General features: G+C 61.2%; 20 protein-coding genes and 1 pseudogene. 13 read left to right on the top strand and 8 right to left on the bottom strand.

Translation table 11 applies throughout. The features are described 5' to 3' along the window. Positions 1 to 81: 81 nt before the first annotated feature. Positions 82 to 1,425, top strand: a complete 1,344-nt coding sequence (locus ACM530_RS19565; RefSeq protein ID WP_416362924.1) for a nucleobase:cation symporter-2 family protein — start codon at positions 82 to 84, stop codon at positions 1,423 to 1,425. Between the two features lie 444 nt (positions 1,426 to 1,869). After that, the gene (locus ACM530_RS19560) at positions 1,870 to 2,655 is read left to right on the top strand and encodes an outer membrane protein OmpK (RefSeq protein ID WP_416362923.1); all 786 of its coding nucleotides are present in this window, start codon (positions 1,870 to 1,872) and stop codon (positions 2,653 to 2,655) included. A gap of 109 nt (positions 2,656 to 2,764) precedes the next feature. On the opposite strand, the gene ACM530_RS19555 is transcribed toward ACM530_RS19560, so the two are convergent. Together ACM530_RS19555 and ACM530_RS19550 are read right to left on the bottom strand one after the other, a co-directional pair. After that, positions 2,765 to 3,913, bottom strand: coding sequence for a patatin-like phospholipase family protein (locus tag ACM530_RS19555; RefSeq protein ID WP_416362922.1), 1,149 nt, complete (start codon positions 3,911 to 3,913; stop codon positions 2,765 to 2,767). 27 nt (positions 3,914 to 3,940) lie between these two features. Then, positions 3,941 to 4,876, bottom strand: coding sequence for a lipid A biosynthesis lauroyl acyltransferase (locus ACM530_RS19550; RefSeq protein WP_242195546.1), 936 nt, complete (start codon positions 4,874 to 4,876; stop codon positions 3,941 to 3,943). Between the two features lie 117 nt (positions 4,877 to 4,993). Between ACM530_RS19550 and minC the strand changes: the two genes are divergently transcribed. The 8 genes from minC to ACM530_RS19510 all read left to right on the top strand — a co-directional run bounded on the left by minC (position 4,994) and on the right by ACM530_RS19510 (position 13,217). Beyond that, positions 4,994 to 5,731 carry a septum site-determining protein MinC gene (gene minC / locus ACM530_RS19545; protein WP_106576509.1) on the top strand — a complete coding sequence of 246 codons (738 nt, stop codon included), beginning with the start codon at positions 4,994 to 4,996 and terminating at the stop codon, positions 5,729 to 5,731. 199 nt (positions 5,732 to 5,930) lie between these two features. Further along, positions 5,931 to 6,743: a septum site-determining protein MinD gene (gene minD, locus ACM530_RS19540; RefSeq protein ID WP_003175251.1), complete on the top strand. Its 813-nt coding sequence runs from the start codon at positions 5,931 to 5,933 to the stop codon at positions 6,741 to 6,743. Between the two features lie 3 nt (positions 6,744 to 6,746). Then, positions 6,747 to 7,001 (top strand): cell division topological specificity factor MinE, encoded by a 255-nt coding sequence (gene minE, locus ACM530_RS19535; protein ID WP_003175252.1) that lies wholly within the window; start codon positions 6,747 to 6,749, stop codon positions 6,999 to 7,001. Between the two features lie 95 nt (positions 7,002 to 7,096). Then, positions 7,097 to 7,732 (top strand): RluA family pseudouridine synthase, encoded by a 636-nt coding sequence (locus tag ACM530_RS19530; protein WP_416362921.1) that lies wholly within the window; start codon positions 7,097 to 7,099, stop codon positions 7,730 to 7,732. 172 nt (positions 7,733 to 7,904) lie between these two features. Continuing rightward, on the top strand, positions 7,905 to 9,194 hold the full coding sequence (locus ACM530_RS19525; protein ID WP_145158799.1) for a M18 family aminopeptidase: 1,290 nt from the start codon (positions 7,905 to 7,907) through the stop codon (positions 9,192 to 9,194). A gap of 245 nt (positions 9,195 to 9,439) precedes the next feature. Then, on the top strand, positions 9,440 to 9,616 hold the full coding sequence (locus ACM530_RS19520; protein WP_178119653.1) for a hypothetical protein: 177 nt from the start codon (positions 9,440 to 9,442) through the stop codon (positions 9,614 to 9,616). Positions 9,617 to 9,688: 72 nt separating this feature from the next. After that, positions 9,689 to 11,854 carry a mechanosensitive ion channel family protein gene (locus ACM530_RS19515; RefSeq protein ID WP_145158801.1) on the top strand — a complete coding sequence of 722 codons (2,166 nt, stop codon included), beginning with the start codon at positions 9,689 to 9,691 and terminating at the stop codon, positions 11,852 to 11,854. A 16-nt stretch (positions 11,855 to 11,870) separates the two neighbouring features. After that, on the top strand, positions 11,871 to 13,217 hold the full coding sequence (locus ACM530_RS19510; protein ID WP_404483972.1) for an amidohydrolase: 1,347 nt from the start codon (positions 11,871 to 11,873) through the stop codon (positions 13,215 to 13,217). A 112-nt stretch (positions 13,218 to 13,329) separates the two neighbouring features. Here the strand turns inward: ACM530_RS19510 and ACM530_RS19505 are convergent, their stop codons facing one another. From ACM530_RS19505 to ACM530_RS19485, 5 genes are all read right to left on the bottom strand, one after another. Then, a complete protein-coding gene (locus ACM530_RS19505) occupies positions 13,330 to 13,554 on the bottom strand; it encodes an MbtH family protein (RefSeq protein ID WP_028617283.1) in 225 nt (74 codons plus the stop codon). An 83-nt stretch (positions 13,555 to 13,637) separates the two neighbouring features. Next, a complete protein-coding gene (locus tag ACM530_RS19500) occupies positions 13,638 to 15,050 on the bottom strand; it encodes an aspartate aminotransferase family protein (RefSeq protein ID WP_416362920.1) in 1,413 nt (470 codons plus the stop codon). 866 nt (positions 15,051 to 15,916) lie between these two features. Beyond that, on the bottom strand, positions 15,917 to 16,684 hold the full coding sequence (locus ACM530_RS19495; RefSeq protein ID WP_416362919.1) for an N-acetylmuramoyl-L-alanine amidase: 768 nt from the start codon (positions 16,682 to 16,684) through the stop codon (positions 15,917 to 15,919). Positions 16,685 to 16,807: 123 nt separating this feature from the next. Further along, entirely contained in the window at positions 16,808 to 18,127 is a 1,320-nt protein-coding gene (locus ACM530_RS19490) for an ATP-binding protein (protein ID WP_145158811.1), read from the bottom strand. After that, positions 18,127 to 18,822, bottom strand: a complete 696-nt coding sequence (locus ACM530_RS19485) for a response regulator transcription factor (protein WP_106576501.1) — start codon at positions 18,820 to 18,822, stop codon at positions 18,127 to 18,129. The genes ACM530_RS19490 and ACM530_RS19485 overlap by 1 nt, the downstream gene beginning before the upstream one ends. Before the next feature lie 177 nt (positions 18,823 to 18,999). Between ACM530_RS19485 and dsbD the strand changes: the two genes are divergently transcribed. Genes dsbD through dsbG form a run of 3 tightly spaced genes read left to right on the top strand, consistent with a single transcriptional unit; the run spans position 19,000 to position 22,309 of the window. Continuing rightward, positions 19,000 to 20,727 (top strand): protein-disulfide reductase DsbD, encoded by a 1,728-nt coding sequence (dsbD, locus tag ACM530_RS19480; protein ID WP_416362918.1) that lies wholly within the window; start codon positions 19,000 to 19,002, stop codon positions 20,725 to 20,727. After that, the gene (locus ACM530_RS19475; RefSeq protein ID WP_106576499.1) at positions 20,727 to 21,572 is read left to right on the top strand and encodes a TlpA disulfide reductase family protein; all 846 of its coding nucleotides are present in this window, start codon (positions 20,727 to 20,729) and stop codon (positions 21,570 to 21,572) included. The genes dsbD and ACM530_RS19475 overlap by 1 nt, the downstream gene beginning before the upstream one ends. Next, on the top strand, positions 21,548 to 22,309 hold the full coding sequence (dsbG, locus tag ACM530_RS19470; protein ID WP_106576498.1) for a thiol:disulfide interchange protein DsbG: 762 nt from the start codon (positions 21,548 to 21,550) through the stop codon (positions 22,307 to 22,309). The genes ACM530_RS19475 and dsbG overlap by 25 nt, the downstream gene beginning before the upstream one ends. Positions 22,310 to 22,576: 267 nt before the next feature. Here the strand turns inward: dsbG and ACM530_RS19465 are convergent. Further along, positions 22,577 to 23,575: pseudogene (locus ACM530_RS19465) on the bottom strand (chitinase); the annotation flags it as partial. Positions 23,576 to 23,606 lie beyond the last annotated feature (31 nt).

Here is a 23,606-nt window from a genome sequence, read left to right as displayed (position 1 = left end):
ATTTGCGCCGGTTTACCGATCGCGTTTCAAATGGCAATTGAATGCCAAACAACACAAAAATAAAAAGATTCGAGGTGTTGCATGTCCCAGTTAGAACCGCAGACTCCTGCCGCGCCCGCCATGGTGCGGCTGCCCCTCTTGCAACTGATTCTGGTAGGCCTGCAACACGTCTTGCTGATGTACGGCGGCGCCGTCGCCGTGCCCCTGATCATTGGCCAAGCCGCCGGTTTGAGCCGTGAAGAAATCGCCTTTCTGATCAACGCCGACCTGCTGGTAGCCGGTATCGCCACCACGGTGCAGTCGTTCGGCATCGGCCCGGTGGGCATCCGCATGCCGGTGATGATGGGCGCCAGTTTTGCCGCCGTCGGCAGCATGGTGGCGATGGCCGGCATGCCCGGTATCGGCTTGCAGGGGATCTTCGGCGCAACCATTGCCGCCGGGTTCTTCGGCCTGCTGATCGCGCCGTTCATGTCCAAGGTGGTGCGTTTTTTCCCGCCGTTGGTGACCGGCACCGTGATCACCGCCATCGGCCTGTCGCTGTTTCCGGTGGCCGTGAACTGGGCCGGTGGAGGCAGCGCCGCCGCCACGTTCGGCTCGCCGGTCTACCTGGCGATTGCCGCACTGGTACTGGGCACCATCCTGCTGATCAACCGCTTCATGCGTGGCTTCTGGGTGAACATCTCGGTGCTGATCGGCATGGCGCTCGGCTATGGCCTGTGCGGCATGCTCGGCATGGTTGACCTCAGCGGCCTGGCGCAGGCGCCGTGGGTGCAGGTGGTGACGCCATTGCATTTCGGCATGCCCAGGTTCGAGTTGGCGCCGATCCTGTCGATGTGCCTGGTGGTGGTCATCATCTTTGTCGAGTCCACCGGCATGTTCCTCGCCCTGGGCAAAATCACCGGCCAGGATGTCACCCCAAAAATGCTGCGCCGTGGCCTGCTGTGTGATGCCGGCGCATCGTTTTTTGCCGGCTTCTTCAATACGTTTACCCATTCCTCGTTCGCGCAGAACATTGGCCTGGTGCAGATGACGGGCGTGCGTTGCCGCTCGGTGACGATCATGGCCGGCGCGTTTTTGATTGTGCTCAGCCTGTTGCCCAAAGCCGCCTTTCTGGTGGCCTCGATTCCACCCGCGGTACTCGGCGGCGCGGCAATTGCCATGTTCGGCATGGTCGCGGCGACCGGGATCAAGATCCTGCAGGAAGCCGATATCGCCGACCGGCGCAACCAGTTGCTGGTGGCGGTGAGCATCGGCATGGGCCTGATCCCGGTGGTGCGTCCGGAGTTCTTCGCGCAATTGCCCTTATGGATGAGCCCGATTACCCACAGCGGAATTGCCATGGCCACCCTCAGCGCGTTGTCGCTGAATGTACTGTTCAACATTCTGGGAGGTGCTGAACGCCCCGTTGTCGCCCACACGCATTGATTCCACCTGTTTTTAAAAACAACAAAAATAATAAACAACAGGAAACACACACATGCACGCCATCCACCCAGGGCCGGCCACCCGCCGCGCCCTATTCTTGCCCCTCGCGCTCTCTAACAGCGCACTTGAGCCAAGGCCTGGGAGCCAGTATTCTCCGCGCCCGCTCGAATCGACTCAAAAAAAAACAGCGAATGTAAAAGCTGACTGCAGGGCCAACTTATCCCGGCCCCGCAGTGGCTGCCAAAGTGCGCAAAAGCCCCCTGAATTCGACTGCAGTTTGTGCAGCCGACGGGGATTTTTTGGCTTTTTGAACACCTTGGCGCAGCTCTTGCTAAAAGCATTAAAGCTGACCAGACAGACGATTTTTGCAGCGAACCAAAAGGCGCCACACCAGAGCGCCTGCGTAGAAAAACAACCATAAAACTTTGACTCGGGAGCAACCGAATGAAACCTATGTTGAAAGGCCTGATGCTGGCAGGATCCCTGCTGGCCGGTGGCCAAGCCGTGGCGGGCGATCTGTTGCAGTGGCAAAACAACAGCCTGACGTATCTATGGGGCAAGAACTTCACCGTCAACCCGCAGATTCAGCAGACCGTCACGTTTGAACATGCCGATGCCTGGAAGTACGGCGACAACTTCTTTTTCGTCGACCGCATCTTTTACAACGGCAAGGGAGACGGCAACGTCGGCCCAAGTACCTACTACGGCGAGTTCAGCCCGCGTTTGTCGTTCGGCAAGATTTTCGACAAAGACTTGTCATTCGGCCCGATCAAAGATGTATTGCTGGCCTTCACTTACGAGTTCGGCGAAGGCGATAACGAGTCGTACCTGTCGGGCCCGGGTTTTGACTTGAACATCCCGGGTTTCGACTACTTCCAGCTGAACTTCTATCAGCGCCAGACCGAAGGCAATCGGCCGGGTGACGGCGTATGGCAAATCACTCCGGTCTGGTCTTACACCATCCCCGTGGGCAACTCCAACGTGTTGATCGACGGCTTCATGGACTGGGTCGTGGACAACGACAAGAACGCCCGTGGCACTTACCACGCCAACCTGCACTTCAACCCGCAGGTTAAATATGACCTGGGCAAGGCGCTGCACTGGGGCGAGAAGCAGCTGTATGTGGGTTTTGAATACGACTACTGGAAGAACAAGTACGGGATTGAAGATTCCGGCGCGTTCAAGACCAACCAGGACACGGCGAGCTTCCTGGTCAAGTACCATTTCTAAATAACACTGCAAAACAAATGTGGGAGCGGGCTTGCTCGCGAAGGCGGTGTGTCAGTCACTGAATCTGCTGACTGATCCACCGCCTTCGCGAGCAAGCCCGCTCCCACATTTAGTTAACCGTCAGCCCAAGGAATTTGGACAATTCCTCGCGCTTGGCCAACGCGTCTTTCCTGCCCAATTCAATCAACTCGCTGCAATACCCCGCCTCGAACAGCAAGTAACTCAGCACCCCTGCCCCGCTGGTTTTGGTCGCGCCCGGCCCGCGCAAGAACAGGCGTAACGCTGCGGGCAACTCCTGGCGATGCCGCGCGGCGATCTCGTCGATCGGCTGGCTCGGCGCGATCACCAACACCTCCACCGGGGCCAGGCCCTGGATCGCCGCATCCGCCGGCAACACGTGGCTGAACTGGTTCAGACGCTCGAGCAATTCGATATCGCTCTCCAGGCTGTCAATGAACGTGCTGTTGAGCATGTGCCCACCGATCTGCGCCAGGGTGGGTTCCTGGCCGGTGTAGGTGCGTTGCGTGGAAGGCTCATTGCCGCGCGGATTGCCACTCACGCCCACCACCAGCACCCGACTGGCGCCCAGGTGCAAGGCCGGGCTGATCGGCGCAGATTGGCGCACCGCGCCATCGCCGAAATACTCCTGATCGAGTTTGACCGGAGCAAACAGCAAGGGGATCGCCGAACTGGCCAGCAAGTGTTCAACCGTGAGTTGGGTAGGCATGCCGATACGCCGATGGCGCAGCCACGCATCGATAGTGCCGCCGCCCTGATAAAACGTCACTGCCTGCCCGGACTCATAGCCGAAAGCGGTGACCGCGACCGCGTGCAGGTGGTTGTTACGGATGGCCGCATCGATGCCGTCCAGGTGCAGTTTGTCTTTGAGCAATGCGCGCAACGGTGTGCTGTCGAGCAACGCGACCGGCACCTGAGCCCCCAGGCCGAGCAAGCTGTGGATCAAGAAACGACTGGCCTGGCGGATAACTCCAGGCCAGTCGCTGCGCAGCACCCGATGGCTGCAAAAGCCCTGCCAGAACGCCGTGAGGCGCTCGATGGCAGCAGTGAAATCAGTCGCGCCGCTGGCAAGACTCACCGCATTGATCGCCCCCGCTGACGTGCCGACGATCACCGGAAAGGGATTGGGCGCCCCTGGCGGCAGCAATTCGGCAATCGCTGCCAAGACCCCCACCTGATACGCCGCTCGCGCCCCGCCGCCGGAAAGAATCAAGCCTGTGACCGGTTCAGTTGGGCGCATTGCATCACTCCATGTGGGGTAGAAACGTTATCGACGGCGTTTTTCGTACAGCTTGGGCTCACCCGGTGGCCGGCTCTTGAAACGCCGATGGGTCCACAGGTATTGCTCCGGGCATTCGCGAACCGACGCCTCGACCCACTGGTTGATGCGCAGGCAGTCGACCTCATCGGTTTCGCCCGGGAAGTCGGTCAACGGCGGGTGGATCACCAGGCGGTAACCACTGCCATCGGCCAGGCGTTCCTGGGTGAACGGCACCACCAGCGCCTTGCCCAGGCGGGCAAATTTGCTGGTGGCGGTGACGGTGGCGGCCTGAATGCCGAACAGCGGCACAAAGATACTTTGCTTGGCGCCGTAGTCCTGGTCCGGTGCGTACCAGATGGCGCGGCCGGCGCGCAGCAACTTGAGCATGCCGCGCACGTCTTCGCGCTCTACCGCCAGGGAATCGAGGTTATGCCGCTCGCGGCCACGGCGCTGAACGAAGTCGAACAGCGGGTTGCCGTGCTCGCGGTACATGCCATCGATGGTGTGTTTCTGGCCGAGCAGCGCCGCGCCGATTTCCAACGTGGTGAAGTGCAGGGCCATAAGAATCACACCCTTGCCATCGAGCTGCGCCTGCTTGAGGTGCTCCAGCCCTTCGACATGGGCCAGGCGTGCCAGGCGCTGACGCGACCACCACCAGCTCATGGCCATCTCGAAAAACGCGATGCCGGTGGAAGCGAAATTTTCCTTGAGCAGCTTCTTGCGCGCTTTGGCGGATTTTTCCGGGAAGCACAGTTCCAGGTTGCGCGCGGCGATGCGGCGGCGCTCGCCAGCCACGCGGTACATGCCCGCGCCTAATAAACGACCAATGGTCAACAACGCGCGGTATGGCAACTGGGTGATCAGCCACAGCAGGCCGAGCCCCAGCCATAGCAGCCAAAAACGCGGGTGAAAAAATACAGCTCGAAAACGCGGGCGATCCATTACAGATTCCGGTAAAGACAGGGCCGCGCATTCTACAACGTTCGACTCGGCTTGCGGCCCGTGGATGTTCTCGTTATAAGTCTCGACACTTTTCGTGACAAGCCGCTTTTGCCGACCATGAGCCAAACCGAACCGCTAGACCAAGATCCCGTGTTCCAGCTGAAAGGCAGCATGCTCGCCATCACCGTGCTGGAACTGGCCCGCAATGACCTCGATGCCCTGGACCGCCAACTGGCCGCCAAGGTTGCCCTGGCGCCGAACTTCTTCAACAATGCCCCGCTGGTGTTGGCCCTGGACAAACTCCCGGCCGGCCAGGGCGCGATTGATTTGCCCGGGCTGATGCGCGTTTGCCGCTCGCATGGTTTGCGCACCCTGGCGATTCGCGCCAGCCGTATTGAAGACATCGCTGCGGCAATCGCTATTGAACTGCCAGTACTGCCACCGTCGGGTGCCCGCGAGCGACCGCTGGACCCGAGCGAAGGTGAAGTGAAGAAAAAACCGGAGAAACCGCCGGAGCCCACCGTCAAGCCTACAAAGATCATCACCTCTCCCGTACGCGGCGGGCAGCAGATTTACGCCCAGGGCGGCGACCTGGTGGTGATCGCTCCCGTCAGTCCGGGTGCGGAACTTCTTGCCGATGGCAACATCCATGTATACGGCCCGATGCGCGGACGTGCCCTAGCCGGCATCAAGGGTGATACCAAGGCCCGTATTTTTTGCCAGCAGTTGACCGCTGAGCTAGTGTCCATCGCAGGCCAGTACAAGGTTTCAGAAGATTTGCGCCGTGATCCGCTGTGGGGGGCCGGGGTACAAGTCAGCCTGTCGGGCGATGTGTTGAACATCATCCGTCTTTAACGGATACTGCCGCATTTTCCAAGCATCTCTAGACTCTGATAGCACAGCGAAACCGGCAAGATTTGCGTAGGAATATTCGAAGTTGGCGTTTCCCATTGGGAAACCACATCTTTTCCTACAAAGGCTGTCCGCCTGCAGCGAGTTCCAAGAGATGTTTTTCAGGGGCTGAAAAGTCCTTTTTCCTTAGGGGTGAAACACCTTGGCCAAGATTCTCGTGGTTACATCCGGCAAGGGTGGTGTGGGTAAGACCACCACCAGCGCCGCTATCGGTACCGGCCTCGCTTTGCGCGGCCACAAGACAGTCATCGTCGACTTCGACGTCGGTTTGCGTAACCTCGACCTGATCATGGGCTGCGAACGCCGCGTGGTGTACGACTTCGTCAACGTGGTGAACGGCGAAGCCAACCTGCAACAGGCCCTGATCAAGGACAAGCGCCTTGAGAACCTGTACGTACTGGCCGCCAGCCAGACCCGCGACAAAGACGCGCTGACCAAAGAAGGCGTAGGCAAAGTCCTCGCCGAGCTGAAAGAAACCTTCGAATACGTGGTATGCGACTCGCCGGCCGGTATCGAAACCGGTGCTCACCTGGCGATGTACTTCGCCGATGAAGCCATCGTGGTGACCAACCCGGAAGTCTCTTCGGTACGTGACTCGGACCGCATGCTGGGCCTGTTGGCCAGCAAGTCCAAGCGCGCCGAAGAAGGCCAGGACCCAATCAAGGAGCACTTGCTGCTCACCCGCTACAACCCTGAGCGCGTCAGTAACGGCGAAATGCTTGGCGTTGAAGACGTGAAGGAAATCCTCGCAGTGACCCTGCTGGGCGTGATCCCGGAATCCCAGGCCGTCCTGAAGGCTTCCAACCAGGGCGTTCCGGTGATTCTTGACGACCAGAGCGACGCCGGCCAGGCGTACAGCGATGCCGTTGATCGCTTGCTGGGCAAGACCGTGGAACATCGCTTCCTCGATGTTAAGAAGAAGGGATTCTTCGAGCGTATCTTTGGAGGCAACTAAACAATGAAATTTCTCGACTTCTTTCGCGCCAACAAAAAGCCAAGTACCGCGTCGGTAGCGAAAGAGCGTCTACAGATCATCGTGGCGCACGAACGCGGCCAACGCAGTACCCCGGACTACCTGCCAGCCTTGCAGAAGGAACTGGTCGAGGTGATCCGCAAGTACGTCAATATCGGCAACGATGACGTGCATGTCGCCCTGGAAAACGACGGCAGCTGCTCGATTCTGGAACTCAATATCACCCTGCCTGATCGTTAATCGAAAAGGCAGCCGCCACGGCGGCTCGGTCACCTTGATCCCTTTTGGGGACCGGGTGGGCGAGCCGCCGTTGGCGTTTGTTACGAGGCTGTTTAATGCCGCTGTCCACTCTCCATATCCTGCACCAGGACGACGCTGTCCTGGTGGTGAACAAGCCGACCCTGCTGCTCTCGGTGCCCGGCCGCGCCGACGACAACAAGGATTGCCTGATCACCCGCCTGCAGGAAAACGGCTACCCCGAAGCCCGCATTGTCCATCGACTGGACTGGGAAACCTCAGGGATCATCCTGCTTGCGCGGGATGCCGATAGCCACCGCGAACTGTCGCGCCAGTTTCACGACCGCGAAACCGAAAAGGCCTACACCGCCCTGGCGTGGGGCCAGCCGGCACTCGACAGCGGCAGCATCGATCTGCCCCTGCGTTACGACCCGCCGACCAAGCCACGCCACGTGGTCGACCACGAGTTCGGCAAACACGCGCTGACCTTCTGGAAAGTATTGGAGCGTTGCGGCGACTGGTGCCGCGTCGAGCTGACGCCGATCACCGGGCGTTCGCATCAGTTGCGCGTGCACATGCTGTCGATCGGGCATCCACTGTTGGGTGACGGCCTGTACGCCCATGAACAAGCCCTGGCCGCCTGGCCACGCCTGTGCCTGCACGCGAGCATGCTGAGCTTCACCCACCCGCAAAGCGGCGAGCGGCTGCGCTTCGAGTGCCCTGCGCCGTTCTGAGTGGGCAATGAGATCAAAAATGTGGGAGCGGGCTTGCTCGCGAATGCGGTGTGTCAGTCATAGATAGGCTGGCTGATCCACCGCATTCGCGAGCAAGCCCGCTCCCACATTTGTTCTGTGCACTTCTTGCCATCGAACGGTAAACTCCGCGCATTGCTGTCTGGAGCTATTTATGCGCGAAGCGTTGAATCAAGGCCTGATCGACTTCCTCAAGGCCTCCCCTACTCCTTTTCATGCCACTGCCGCCCTCGCCCAGCGCCTGGAAGCGGCCGGTTACCAGCGTCTCGACGAGCGCGAAACCTGGACCACCGAGGCCAACGGTCGTTACTACGTGACCCGTAACGATTCGTCGATCATCGCCTTCAAGCTCGGCCGCCACTCGCCGCTGCAAGGCGGGATTCGCCTGGTCGGCGCCCACACCGACAGCCCGTGCCTGCGCGTCAAGCCCCAGCCGGAGCTGCAACGCCAGGGCTTCTGGCAGCTGGGCGTGGAAGTCTACGGCGGCGCGCTGCTGGCGCCGTGGTTCGACCGCGACCTGTCGCTGGCCGGCCGCGTGACCTTCCGCCGTGACGGCAAAGTCGAAAGCCAACTGATCGACTTCAAGCTGCCCATCGCGATCATCCCCAACCTGGCCATTCACCTGAACCGTGAAGCCAACCAGGGCTGGGCGATCAATGCGCAGACCGAGCTGCCGCCGATCCTCGCGCAATTTGCCGGTGACGAACGCGTGGACTTTCGCGCCGTGCTCACCGAGCAACTGGCGCGTGAACATGGTTTGAACGCCGACGTGGTGCTCGACTACGAGTTGAGCTTCTACGACACCCAAAGCGCCGCGGTGATTGGCCTCAATGGTGACTTCATCGCCGGTGCGCGCCTGGACAACCTGCTGTCGTGCTACGCCGGCCTGCAAGCCTTGCTCACCAGCGAAACCGACGAAACCTGTGTGCTGGTGTGCAACGACCACGAAGAAGTCGGCTCCTGCTCGGCGTGCGGTGCCGATGGCCCGATGCTGGAACAGACATTGCGCCGCCTGTTGCCTGAGGGTGATGAATTCGTACGCACCATTCAGAAATCACTCTTGGTGTCGGCGGACAATGCTCACGGCGTGCACCCCAACTATGCCGAGAAACACGACGCCAACCACGGCCCGAAACTCAACGCGGGCCCGGTGATCAAGGTCAACAGCAACCAGCGCTACGCCACCAACAGCGAAACCGCCGGCTTCTTCCGCCACCTGTGCATGGCCCAGGAAGTACCGGTGCAGAGCTTCGTGGTGCGCAGCGACATGGGCTGCGGCTCGACCATCGGCCCGATCACCGCCAGCCACCTGGGCGTGCGCACGGTGGACATCGGCCTGCCGACGTTTGCCATGCACTCGATCCGTGAGCTGTGTGGCAGCCATGACCTGGCGCATTTGGTGAAGGTGCTCGGTGCGTTTTACGCGAGCCACGATCTGCCCTGATGTCGGGGCGCGACCATCGCAGGCAACCCGCGCCCCACTTGATCTGTAAATACAGTCAAATGTGGGAGCGGGCTCGCCCGCGAAGGCGGTCCATCAGTGGGCAGATTCAGTCACTGACACCGCATATTCGGGGGGCAAGCCCCCTCCCACATTCAGTTGTGGGTACACATGACCTGCATCATCTGCACTTTCCATAATCCGACCTAGACTTGTCAGTATTCCCACTCTGACAAGGCCGTCGCCCCATGATCTCCATGTCCTCCTTCCACGCCATGCTCATCCCGATCCTCATCGGCATGATCCTGCTGGCCGTCGGCTTCAACTTTCGCGACAAGCCGGTGGGCGTGTTTGGCATGTGGATTGGTATGCTGCTGATCCTCGGCACCGTTGTTTACAAGATCCTCGCCAAACTGGCGGAATGACAAATGCACTCGCATTGGGCATAACGGCCTCGTACACTCGGTCAATTCGTCGTTTTCAAGGTTGACCGCCTCGTGCTCTCGCGTCTTTTTGCTCTGCCCTGCTACTGCCTGATTGCCCTGCTGATGTTGCTGCCGATAGCGCCTGCCCAAGCCGTGAGCTTGCCCGGCCTGCTCGGCAGCGCCAACAAGACCCAACCCCAGGCCGATGTGCCGCTGGGGCAGTCGCTGGACGAGGTGATCAAGACCCTCGAAAACGACCAGCAGCGCACCCAGCTGTTGAGCGACCTGAAGAAACTGCGCGAAGCCACGCAAAAAGCCCAACCCGCCGCTGAACAAGGCGTGCTCGGGTTGATCGGCAGCACGCTGTCCGACCTCGAACAGCAGTTCTCCGGCGCCGACAGCCCGGTGCAACGCTGGTCCAACGAGGTCGAACTGGCCAAGGATGAACTGGGCGCCCTGATGCTGCCCGCCAGTGAATGGCTGCCGATCATCTTCGGTTTTGCCGTGATCCTGGCCGTGTGGAGCCTGCTGGCCGCCGCGCTGATCTGGCTCAGCCACCGTCTACGCGAACGCTTTGGGCTGCCCGAAGAACTGCCGCAACACCCGCGCACCTGGGACATGCTGCGCTTCGCCCTGCGCAAGTTGGGGCCGTGGCTGATCGCCTTGGTGATCACCGTTTACCTGAGCTACGCCCTGCCTTCGTCCCTGGGTAAATCCCTGGCGATGGTGCTGGCTTACGCGCTGGTGGTCGGCACCTGCTTCTCGGCCATCTGCGTGATTGCCTTCTCCGTACTCGACGGCCCGCACCGCCACCGGGCGCTGTATATCCTGCGTCACCAAGCGTTCCGTCCATTGTGGTGGATCGGCAGTTTCGCCGCCTTTGGCGAAGCCCTGAGCGACCCACGGCTGGTAACGGCCCTGGGCCAGCATCTGGCCCACACGGCGGCGACGGTCGCCAATGTGATGGCGGCGCTGTCCACCGGCGTGTTTATCCTGCGTTTTCGCCGGCCGATCGCGCACCTGATCCGCAACCAGCCGCTGTCGCGGCGCCTTACGCGCCGTGCCCTCACCGATACCCTGTCGATCATCGGCACCTTCTGGTACTTGCCGGCATTGTTGCTGGTGGGCATTTCATTGTTCGCCACCTTCCTGTCCGCCGGCGACACCAGCACCGCCTTGCGCCAGTCATTGTTGTGCACGGTGTTGCTGGTGTTGTGCATGGTCATCAACGGCCTGGTGCGCCGCCATGCGCTCAAGCCACAACGCGGGCACAAGCGCCACGCGCTGTACTCCGATCGCCTGAAAAGCTTCGTGTATACCCTGGCTCACTTAGTGGTGTGGCTGGTGTTTATCGAACTCGGCCTGCGCGTATGGGGCCTGTCGATGATTCGCTTTACCGAAGGCGACGGCCATGAAATCAGCGTCAAGCTGTTTGGCCTTGGCGGCACGCTGTTGTTTGCCTGGCTGATCTGGATCCTCAGCGACACCGCCATCCACCACGCCCTGACCCGCTCGCGCAAAGGCCTCGCGAACGCGCGTGCGCAGACGATGATGCCGTTGATCCGCAACGTGCTGTTTGTGACCATTTTCATCATCGCCGCCATCGTGGCGCTGGCGAACATGGGCATGAACGTTACGCCGCTGCTGGCCGGTGCCGGTGTGATCGGTATTGCCATCGGCTTTGGTGCACAGTCGCTGGTGGCGGACTTGATCACCGGCCTGTTCATCATCATCGAAGACTCGCTGGCCATCGACGACTACGTGGACGTCGGCGGCCACCTTGGCACCGTCGAAGGCCTGACCATCCGTACGGTGCGCCTGCGTGACATCGACGGCATCGTGCACACCATCCCGTTCAGCGAAATCAAGAGCATCAAGAACTACTCGCGGGAATTTGGCTACGCGATCTTCCGCGTGGCGATCCCCTACAACATGGAAATCGACGACGCGATCAAGTTGATGCGCGACGTCGGCCAGAAAATGCGCAACGACCCACTGCAACGCCGCAACATCTGGTCGCCGCTGGAGATTCAGGGCGTGGAAAGCTTTGAGTCCGGCAGCGCGATCCTGCGGGCGCGGTTCAAGACCGCGCCGATCAAGCAGTGGGAAGTGTCGCGGGCGTTCAACCTGGCGCTCAAGCGTCAGCTGGATGAAGCCGGGCTCGACCTGGCGACGCCGCGCTTGAGTGTGCAGGTGGTCACTGCCGGCACCGTGCAGGAGAAAGAACCACAACAATAAAGAGGGAGAGGTACTTATGCGTTTGAACGGTCTGACACACCCATGGGTTTTCGGAATGCTCTGCGGGCTAGCCAGCAGTGCAGTGATTGCCGCCAGCAGCGGCCAGGAGAGCGCCCGGGAGGAAATCGCCGCGCAGGCAAAAATCCTTGAACCGGCGTTACTGGAAACCCGCCGCGATATCCACGCCCACCCCGAACTGGGCAACACCGAAACCCGCACCGCCGAGCTGGTCGCCAAGCAACTGCGCGCGTTGGGCCTTGAGGTAACAACCGGCGTGGCGCGTACCGGCGTCGTCGCGATCTTGAAGGGCGCCCTGCCCGGCCCAACCGTGGCCCTGCGCGCGGACATGGACGCGCTGCCGGTCAAGGAAGTCGCCGACCTGCCCTTCGCCTCCAAAGCCAAGGGCACCTACCTGGGCAAGGAAGTCGACGTGATGCACGCCTGCGGCCACGACGCCCACACCGCGATCCTGCTGAGCACGGCGAAGATTCTCACTGGCATGCGCGACCGTCTGCCAGGCACGGTGGTGTTTTACTTCCAGCCGGCCGAAGAAGGCCCGAGTGACTTTATCCCCGACGGCAAAAACACCTGGGGCGCGAAGATGATGGTGCAGGAAGGCGTGATGCAAGCGCCCAAGCCCGACGCCGTGTTCGGCCTGCATGTGTGGGCCGGCGTGCCTGCCGGGCAAATCGCCTACCGCCCGGGCCCGACCCTGGCCAGCTCCGATGACCTGCGCATCAAGATCCTCGGCAAACAGACCCACGCCGGGCGCCCTTGGGACGGCATCGACCCGATCACCGTCGGCGCGCAGACCATTGTCGGCCTGCAAACCGTGGTCAGCCGTCGCACCGACATCTCGTCATTTCCATCGGTGGTGAGCATTGGCACCATCAACGGCGGCACGCGCTACAACATCATTCCCGAGTCGGTGGACATGAGCGGCACCATTCGCTCCTACGACTACGGCATTCGTCAGAAGCTGCACGCCGACGTGCGCCAGACGGTAGAGAAAATCGCCGAGAGTGGCGGCGCCAAGGCCGAAGTCACGATCATCGAGAAGTACGACCCGACCATCAATAACCCGGCGCTGACCGAGAGCATGCTGCCAAGCCTGCGCTGGGCGGCCAAGGATGATGTGGTGCAGGCCCCATTGGTGGGCGGCGCGGAGGACTTTTCGTTCTATGCCAAGCAAGCGCCGGGGCTGTTTGTGTTTCTGGGGGTGACGCCAAGGGATCAGGACATGAGCAAAGCGGCGCCGAATCATAATCCGGGCTTCTTTGTGGATGAGTCGGCGCTGGTGGTGGGCGTGCGGACGCTGGCTTCGTTGGCGACGGATTATCTGTACACCCATACGCCGCAGTAAGGCTGTATGTGGGAGCGGGCTTGCTCGCGAATGCGGTACGCCAGTCACTGAATGGGCTAGCTGATACACCGCATTCGCGAGCAAGCCCGCTCCCACATTGGATTGCAGCGTGTCAGCCCGCCAGCGCAGCGCCATCCATCTTCTGGCGCAGGCTCAGCGGGCGCATGTCGGTCCAGACTTCCTCGATGTAAGCCAGGCACTCTTTTTTCATGCCGCTCTTGCCCACGGTGCGCCAGCCTTCCGGCACGGCCTTGTAGTCGGGCCAGATGGAATACTGCTCTTCGTGGTTGACCACTACCTGAAACAGGATGTCGTCGCGGTCAAATACTGAGGTCATTGCTGTTCTCCATCGCTCATAGAACTGGCTGCGCACCACGCGCAGCGCTGATATCTGTAGAAACGTACCAAGCGTGCGAAAAATTAAAGGTTGGCGACCGCTGCCGCCAGGGAGCGGCCGAAGATCTCGGCAACGCGGTCGATTTCGGCGGCGGTGATCACCAGCGGCGGCAGGAAGCGCACCACACTGCCGTGCCGGCCGCCCAGCTCCAGAATCAGCCCACGCTTGAGGCATTCGCGCTGCACCAGCGGCGCCAGTTGGCGATGAACAGGCGGATGGCCCTGGATATCGACTGCGCCGCTCGGGTCGACCAGTTCCACGCCGAGCATCAGCCCACGTCCACGAATATCCCCCAACTGCGGGAAGTCGCGCTGCAGAATGCGCAGGTGCTCGCCAAGGCGTTCGCCCATGGCGGCGGCGTGGCCGGCCAGGTCGTGTTGCTTGAGGTAGCGCATCACCGCCGAGCCCGCCGCCATCGCCATCTGGTTGCCACGGAATGTTCCGGCGTGTGCGCCCGGCAACCAAGTGTCGAGCCAGTCGCGATACACCACCACCGCCAGCGGCAAGCTGCCGCCGATGGCTTTGGACATCACCACCACATCCGGGATGATGCCGGCGTGCTCGAAGGCAAACATCTTGCCGGTGCGCCCGAAGCCGCTCTGGATCTCATCGACGATCAGCGCCACACCGGCTTGCTCGGTGATGCGGCGCAGGCCGCGCAGCCAGTCAAGATCGGCCGGGATCACACCGCCTTCGCCCTGCACCACTTCGACAATCACTGCCGCCGGCAACAACACGCCGGCTTCCGGGTCATTGAGCAGGTTTTCCAGGTAATGCAGGTTGACCCGCACACCTTCGGCGCCGCCCAGGCCGAAGGGGCAACGGTAGTCGTAAGGGTAAGGCAGAAATTGCACGCCATTGCCGAGCAAAGCGCCCAAGGGCTTTTTCGGCCCCAGGCTGCCCATCAGGCTCAGCGCGCCTTGGCTCATGCCGTGATAACCGCCCTGGAAAGACAACACGGTGCTGCGCCCGGTGGCGGTGCGCACCAGCTTCAGTGCGGCTTCGACGGCATCGGTGCCGGTGGGGCCGCAGAACTGAATTTTCGCTTCACGTGCCAGTTCGGTCGGCAGCAGGCCGAACAGGTCCTGCACGAACTGGTCTTTCACCGGAGTGGTCAGGTCGAGGGTGTGCAGCGGCAGTTCGTCGCTCAGAACCTGCTGAATGGCTTCGATCACCACCGGGTGGTTGTGGCCCAACGCCAGGGTGCCAGCGCCGGCCAGGCAGTCGATGAAACGACGGCCTTCAACGTCTTCCACATAGATGCCCTTGGCACGCTTGAGCGCCAGGGGGATACGCCGAGGATAGCTGCGGGCGTTGGATTCCTGCTGGCGTTGGCGGGCCAGTATCGGAGTTTCTTCAAATTGGTAGAGTGTTTCTGCGCACGCCGGGCTGGCGTGCACCGGGGCGTCTCCGATACGGCTGGTAGCGACTGACATCTCTCGATCCCTCAATACGCGGGTGGGGTGACCAAACTGGCGATCCGCGCGCGCGCGGATTTCATGTTCTGGAGACGCACCAGGCGGTGGGGGATTTAGGCTTGTTGTGGTTTTTTGAGGTGGGGCATATCCGGTTTTTTGGTGATGGCGGGCAGGGGTTTCGCCCGTACGGCGGCCTAGTGGTTAGATCAAAAGCGAAAGCAAGGCGGCCTGATTCTGGAAGCTGGGACTCAATCAAAGGTGGGAGCTGGCTTGCCTGCGATGGCATCAACTGGTTATGTCTGATACACCGAGGTGTCTGCATCGCAGGCAAGCCAGCTCCCACAGAAAAGCAAAGCAGTGCGGTGCTGGCGGGCTGCACTCGGTGAAATTGTGGGAGCGGGCTTGCTCGCGAAGGCGGTGGGTCAGTCAACTCATGTGTAGCTGACACACCGCATTCGCGGGCAAGCCCGCTCCCACATTTGGATCTCTGTGCATCAGATAGAGGTGTGTTGCTGTGCTTTTGCTTCTACCACTCAGGTCGGCTTTCAGGCCGCCGTGCTTTTGCTTTTGATCTTGCTTTTGATCTGACAGGCCCCGTCAACCACGCTGGCCGAGCGCAGGCTTGAATCCGTGGGTAACCCGGCAGGACGCCGGGTTAGCCGCGTTGGGCCATGGATGGCCCATCGCGGCGGCCCACGGATTCAAGCCGGAGCGAGGGCACACCGAGCCTAGGCGAGGTGCCGAGTGGTGGGGCAAAGACCTTTTGGTTACTTTTGGCTGGGCCGGCATTCCAGGCGTTTGCCAAAAGTGACCCGCTGTAAGAGCGGAACCGCCAGCCGCCGTTACCGCAGCAACGGATATGTCCAACCCCCCAAATAAGGCGCTCAAATCCCCCGATACCGATCATTCAACGCATACAAAATCGCACACGTCTCCCCATCCAAAACCCCACCATAATCCCGACTCCGAAAGTGCATCTGAAACGCCCGCGTCCTCAGCTCAAACGCCCGGCGATTCTGGGCCGGCTTATACCCATACCGCTGAAAGGCCCGCTCCACCTCAACCTCCGGCGGCAACCCAAGACAAAACCGCCGCTGGTACATGCCCCGCGCCGCCTCATCAAACCAGGCCCCAACCCCTGCCTCGAACAAACACCGCCAAGGCAACCGAGGCCCCGGATCGCTCTTGCGCCAATAGGCAACATCCGAATGCCCAAGCACATCGGCAGGCCCAATCTGCGGATAGCGCCCAAGCACATCGCGAACCAACGCAATCAACACATCAACCTGTTCTTCGCCATACGCTGGAAACGTAAACACTCCCCCCTCATCCCGCGCCAAATTAACAATCTCGACACCAATCGACCGGCTATTGAGATCATCCCGTCCACCCCAATGACTGACCCCGGCATGCCACGCACGCTTATCCTCGTCCACCAGCCGAAACACGCGCAATTCGTCATGGCCGGTGGCGCGGTAGCCAGGGTCATCCGGATCGGGCAGCAAGTAGTGAGCGCTGACACCCTCTTGCGTGAGCGTACGCAGGGATGAAGCAAAAGGCGCCGCGGTGTAATGCAAAACCACCTGCCGCACGGGCTCAGCGTTACGCTCATTGAAACCCCTGGCGGGGAAACTGCTATCGACCACCAACATAAGAACCGTCCTTTTCAGTACAGGCCGAGTCATTCAGCCCGCTCAAGCGCAAAAAAATTACCGCCATCCTGAAGGGAAGAATGTCAGGCGGGCGGTAACTATTTGGTGCTTGAAGAAAAGTGCTCAGCGCCGCAGCGGCATCCCCAGATCGACCCGCAAGCCATCTGCCTGACTGTCGAATTTCAGCGAGCAGGAGCAGCGCTGCACAATCGCCTGCACAATCGCCAGACCCAGCCCGCAGCCCTCGCTGCTGCCATTGCGCCAGAAGCGTTGAGTCAGGTATTGCAGGTCCTCACTGGAAATCTGCTTGCCATGATCACGCACGCGGAACACCACCGTGTCGGCGGTGGTGAACACACTCAGCTCCACCCGGGTATCACCCGGCGTATGGCGCAGCGCGTTATCCAGCAGGTTGCGCAAGGCCGCGACCGCCAGGGCCACTGGCATTTCCACCGGGGTATCGGTGAGGTTGGCCGACAGGATCAGGTCGATACGCCGGTTGTCGCCGGCGTTGGCATCCTGGATCGCCAGCCGCGCGACCTGTTCGGCGCTCGATTGCAGGCCGTCATCGAACGACAGGCTGCCTTCCACCCGCGCCAACAGCAGCAATTGCTCCAGGGTACGATGCAGCCGGTCAGCGCCCTCCTCGGCGTGGGCCAGGGACTGATCACGCGCCGCGCCGTCGGTCATGCGCGCCACTTGCAGGTGGGTCTTGATCGCCGTCAGCGGGCTGCGCAGCTCATGCGCGGCATCACCGGTGAGACGGCGCTCACGCTCGATGGTCTTGGCGATGCGTTGCAACAGTTGGTTCTGGGTGTCGAGCAGCGGTTTAAGCTCGCTGGGCAAGGGGTGAATCTGCAAGGGTTCGAGCGAATCGGCGCTGCGGCGCATCAACGCGTCACGCATGCGGTTGAGCGGCAACAGGCTCTGGCCGATGCCCAGCCACAGCAGGCACAGGCAACCCAGCAAGGCCACGCCGACCGGCACCGAAGCCGCCAGCAGGATCGACAGGTTCAGCGCCTCGCGCTCCACCTGGCGGTCGGCCGTGGTGATCAACAAGTCCCCCCGGGACAGAGTGAAACTGCGCCAGCCGACGCCGTCGATGACTTGATCGCGAAAGCCACTCTTGCGCGACTCCAGGCCTTCATCCGGGGTCATGTGGCTGCGCGCCAGAACTTCCCCACGCAGGGAGCTGACCTGGCAGGCCATGCCACCCGGCACATTCAGTTGCTCGGTGCGCAGGTGCGTACCGCCGCTCACACTGGCCAGGCCCGGCATCTGCTCGGTCAGCCCCGCGACCATGCGCGCCGACGCCACCAGACGCTGGTCGAGGGAGAACATCATCTGGTTGCGCAGATCGTTGAGCATCCAGGCCGCCGCCAGCAGCCAGATCAGCACGAAAGCAGCGCCCAGCTTGAATGTCAGGCGCAGGCGCAGGCTCATCACGAGGCGTGTTCTCCATCATCGGCCACGCCACCATCGGCCGTGCCCAGGCGATAACCGAGGCCGCGCACGGTCTCGACGATGCCGTTGCCCAATTTGCGCCGCAGGTGATGGATATGCACGTTGAGGGCGTTACTTTCCAGTTCGTCGTTAAAACCGTAGACGCTGTCCTTGAGCTGTTCGCTGGACAGCACCCGGCCTTTGTTATGCAACAATGCCTGCAACAACGCTTGTTCGCGACGGGAAAGATCCACCGGCTCGCCGCCCAGGAAAGTTTCGCGGCTGCTGGGGTCGTAGGCGAGGCGGCCGTGTTCGATCAGGTTAACCCGGCGCCCCGCCACCCGCCGCAGCAGGGTTTGCAGGCGGGCGGCAAGCTCGCGCAGGTCGAAGGGCTTGAGCAGGTAATCGTCGGCACCGGCTTGCAGGCCGTCGACACGGTTGGTCACAGAATCGCGCGCCGTCAGAATCAGCACCGGAATCTCCAGTCCCTGGCTGCGCTGTTGTTGCAGCAGCTTGAGGCCGTCTTCGTCGGGCAAACCGAGGTCGAGCACCATGATGTCGAACGTGGCCGCCTTGAGCATCGCCCGTGCAGCCGCGGCCGTGGCCACGCGTTCGACGGTAAAGCCCTGAGCGCCGAGGCCGGCCACGATGCCGCTGGCGATCAGTTCGTCGTCTTCACAGACCAGTACGTGCATGGTGAACCCTTCATGAAAGATGGGGAGAATTAAAGGTGCAGCGGATTAAGCGCCGATTATGCCGTGAAAAGAGGCGCGCTCAGACACGCCCTTCACTTTAGAATAGCCCCCGGTTAATCATCGGTTAATCAACGCCACACATTGTGTCCCTAACTTGCACCAAACTAAGGCTTGACCATGCGGCATCTGTTTACCTTTCTACTGGTAATGTTCGCGGGATTCGCCCAGGCCGCGCCGGGCAACCCTTTTGAAAGCAAACCCGATTTCCTCCCGGTGGGCAAAGCCTTCACCTTTACCTCCGAACGCCTGGAGTCTGGCGAGACCCAGCTGTATTGGCAGATTGCCGATGGTTACTACCTGTACCAGCAACGCATGAAGTTCGACGGCCTGGCCGAAAAGCCGGTATTGCCGCAGGGTGAAGCCCACAGCGACGAGTTCTTCGGTGAGCAGCAAGTGTATCGCCAGGGCCTGGAAGTGAAGATTCCGGCCGGCGCTACCGGCCAGGTCAAACTCGGCTGGCAGGGTTGTGCCGATGCCGGCCTGTGCTACCCGCCGCAGTCGATCACCGTGGACCTGGGCGGCAACCCCGCCGTCGCCGCCACCGCACAAGCCCAGGACCAGAGCCTGGCCAGCGGCCTGCAACAGCGCAGCCTGGGCTGGAGCCTGCTGGTGTTCTTTGGTCTGGGCCTGCTGTTGGCATTTGCCCCGTGTTCGCTGCCGATGCTGCCGATTCTCGCAGGCCTCGTGGTCGGCAGTGGCGCGAGCCAGCGTCGTGGTTTCGCCCTGGCCAGCAGCTACGTGATATGCATGGCGCTGATATATGCAGCGCTGGGCGTACTGGCCTCGCTGCTCGGCGGCAACCTCGCAGCATGGCTGCAAACGCCGTGGATTCTTGGCAGTTTCGCCGCGCTGTTTGTGATCCTCGCCCTGCCAATGTTTGGTTTCTTTGAACTGCAATTGCCGGCCTTCCTGCGTGATCGCCTGGACAACGTCAGCCGTCAGCAAAGCGGCGGCAGCCTGGTAGGCGCCGGCGTGCTCGGTGCGCTCTCCGGCTTGCTGGTGGGGCCGTGCATGACCGCACCACTGGCCGGCGCGCTGCTGTATATCGCCCAGAGCGGCAATGCGTTGCACGGTGGCTTGATTCTCTTCGCCATGGGCATCGGCATCGGCATCCCGCTGTTGCTGCTGGTGACGGTGGGCAACCGCTTCCTGCCGAAACCGGGCACCTGGATGAACGTGCTCAAGGGCGTCTTCGGCTTCCTGTTCCTGGGCACCGCAGTGCTGATGATTCGCCCGGTGGTCGGCGAAAGCCTGTGGCTCGGCCTGTGGGGCGTATTGGCCCTGGGGATGGCTTACTGCGGCTGGGGCCTGGCGCGCGAATACGGGCTGGCGGCCAAAGTGTTTGGCGCAGGCTCCCTGGTGCTGGGCCTGTGGGGCGCAGTGCTGGTGGTGGGCGCGGCCGGTGGCAGCGACGACCTCTGGCAACCGCTGAAAGTCTACGGTGGCTCGCGGGCTGCCGCCGCACCGAGCGCCCATGACGCGTTCATGACCATCAATAACCCGGCCGAGCTGCAAACCCAGCTCGACAGTGCCAAGGCCCAGGGCCAATGGGTGCTGGTGGATTACTATGCCGACTGGTGCGTGTCGTGCAAGATCATGGAAAAACAGGTATTCGGCAAACCGGAGGTGATGGACGCCCTTAAAGATGTGCGCCTGCTGCGCCTCGACGTCACCGCCGACAACGCTGCCAGCCGTGAGCTGCTGGGTCGCTACAAGGTGCCGGGGCCACCGAGCTTTGTGTGGATCGGCCCCAACGGTGAAGAACGTCGCGCCCAACGCATCACCGGCGAAGTGGATGCCGCCGCCTTCCTGCAACGCTGGACGCAAACCCGAGACGCACGCTGATGCTGACCCTGACCATCGGCACCTTTGCCATCGCCCTGAATCACATCCTGCTGATCAGCGCGTTGATTCTCGCCACCCTGGTGGGCTGGCGGGTGGCCAAGCGTGGCGGCGAAAACCCCGAATCGGTGCTGTTCACCCTGTTCCTGCTGGGCATGTTGGCCGCGCGCGTCAGCTTTGTCGTGATGTACTGGAGCGATTACAGCCGCGATCCCCTGCAGATGGTCGACCTGCGCGACGGCGGTTTCCTCGCCTGGCCCGGCGTGATTGCACTGGTACTCGGCGCACTGTTGTACGGCTGGCGCCGCCCTGCCCTGCGCAAACCGTTGAGCGCCGGGGTGGTCACTGGCTTGGTGTTCTGGGGCCTGACCAGTTTATCGCTGAGCCTGTACGACAAAGGCGCGCAACTGCCGGACATCACCTTGCGCAACGCCAATGGCGACGTGGTGCAACTGGCCGACTACAAAGGCGGCCCTCTGGTGATCAACCTCTGGGCCACCTGGTGCCCACCGTGCCGCCGGGAAATGCCGGTACTGGAGCGCGCCCAGCACCAGCGCCCCGACGTGACCTTCCTGTTCGTCAACCAGGCCGAAAGCATGCAAAGCGTCAGCACCTTCCTCGCGACCCAAGGCCTGACCCTCGACAACGTACTGTTTGACGCCAGCGGCCGACTCGGCCAGGCCGTGGGCTCCATGGCCTTGCCGACCACGCTGTTCTACCAAGCCGATGGGCGCCTGATCAACAGCCACCTCGGTGAGCTGTCCCAAGCCAGCCTGGCCCGTGCCATGGAACCCTTCGACACCGCCCCTGAAAGGAAACCGACATGCCAAGCCTCCGCCACCTGCTGACCCTGCTGCCGCTGACGCTCGCGGCCACCCTGGCCCAGGCCGAAGACTGGCCGGCACCGATCAAACAGATCGAAGCCAAAGGCGCCAAGATCCTCGGCAAGTTCGATGCGCCCAGCGGCCTCACCGGCTACGCCGCGCAGTACCAGAACCGTGGCATGGCGCTGTACCTGACCGCCGACGGCAAAAGTGTGATTGCCGGCAACCTGTACGACGCCGAAGGTAAAGACCTGAGCAGCGCGCCCCTGGAAAAACTGGTGTATGCGCCGATGGCCAAGGAAGTCTGGGCCAAGATGGAACACAGCAACTGGATTCAGGACGGCGATAAAAACGCGCCACGTATCGTCTACCTGTTCAGCGACCCCAACTGCCCGTACTGCAACATGTTCTGGGAACAGGCACGGCCGTGGGTAAAGGCCGGCAAGGTGCAGTTGCGCCACATCATGGTGGGCATTATCCGCGAGGACAGCCCAGGCAAGTCGGCTGCGCTGTTCGCCGCCAAAGACCCGCAAAAAGCCCTGGAAGAACACGAAGCCGCCGGCAAAGGCAGCAAATTGCAGGCGCTGGACAAGATCCCGGCGGACATCGAAGCCAAGCTCGATGCCAACATGAAGTTGATGGAAGAGCTGGAATTGTCGGCGACGCCGGCGATTTTCTATCTGGATGACAAGGGCGGGTTGCAGCAACAGCAAGGCGCGCCGTCGCCGGACAAACTGGCGAAGATTCTGGGGCCCAAGTAATCGGCGTTTCCCTAAGACTGTTTCGGGCTTGCGCAACAGAAAACGAGCAAAGCAAGTTCATAAAAACCGGATGAAAACTTGAGCCTGACGCAGAAAATCCGATGCCCAAAGAGGGCATCGGATTCTATTTGATAAAGCCAACGATCAGCTCATAAACACAGCTGTTTGAGATCAGGCACGTCTGCCCGATGTCTCTTTGCGCTACTGCCGATTGGCGACGTCGAGATCCGCCTCATCCTCACCGAGGCCAGACAGATGAGTGCCTGTGATCAACGGCCCATAGCGGCGGCTGAATTCCCAGTTGTAGGGCACGTGGTCTTTGCTGATCCCGTTGTCCCAATTCACCGACCATGTCATCAGGCCCTTGATCGACAACCCTTTGGCGTCCAAACGCTTGAATGCATTGGTCACGGCTGCGGGGTTGATCACATAACCGGTGGCGGCTGCGTCGACGTTGGCCGGCAGACCAATGACGAACTTGTCCGCCGGGATTTTGGTAAACCCTCGCGTTCCGCTCACCAGACTTTCGGTCAGGTAAAACAGGAAATCCTCTTTCATCGCGTCGTTGTTCTGGGCAATCCAGGCACCGTTGCCGTTGTTGGCCTCCTGCACCCAGATCCCGTCGCCCCCTTGGTTGTAATACTGCGGGGCAATGAAGTCGTAATAGCCTTCCAGCGCCTGGATGTAACCGACGTATTTGCCGGCGGTGGTCAGGTAAGGAAACTCCGGCGCCATGCTGATAATGAAGTGTTTGCCTTCACCGGCGTAATGGTCCTTGACCAGTTTCAACGCGGCGGGCAGGACAGTCTTGTTGTCGGCGAAATCAATCGCGCTCTGTTCAAGATCGATGTCCAGGCCATCAAAGCCATAGGTTTCCACCAGGCGGATAATCTCGTTGGCCAGTGGCTGTTCGTTGCCTTTATGCAACTCGATGTGCGCATCGGCGCCGCCAAGGGAAATCAGCACCGCCCTGCCCTGACTGTTTAGCACGCCCACCTGGCGGCGGAACTCGGCGTCGGAAAGGTTGTACGGCTTGAACGTTGGGATACCGTTGCCTTTCATGAAGGCCACGGCCACCACGTTGTAATCCTTCGGCACGTCCGCCAGGTTCATATTGGCGAATTGGCCACGCTGGTAACCGTCGCTCGCGCCGGCAGGCCAGTTGTGCCAGAAGCCCATGAGGATCTTTTTGCCGGCAATGCTCGGCATCAGCGAAGCGACATCGTTCAGCGGCGATTTCAGTGAGGTGAAGTCAATATTTGTCATGTTCTAATCCTTCAGAACGTATGGGTTTAAC

This window comes from Pseudomonas sp. NFX183, from assembly GCF_047943075.1.
Taxonomy (GTDB): Bacteria; Pseudomonadota; Gammaproteobacteria; order Pseudomonadales; family Pseudomonadaceae; genus Aquipseudomonas.
This window is presented reverse-complemented; position numbering and strand designations above follow the sequence as displayed.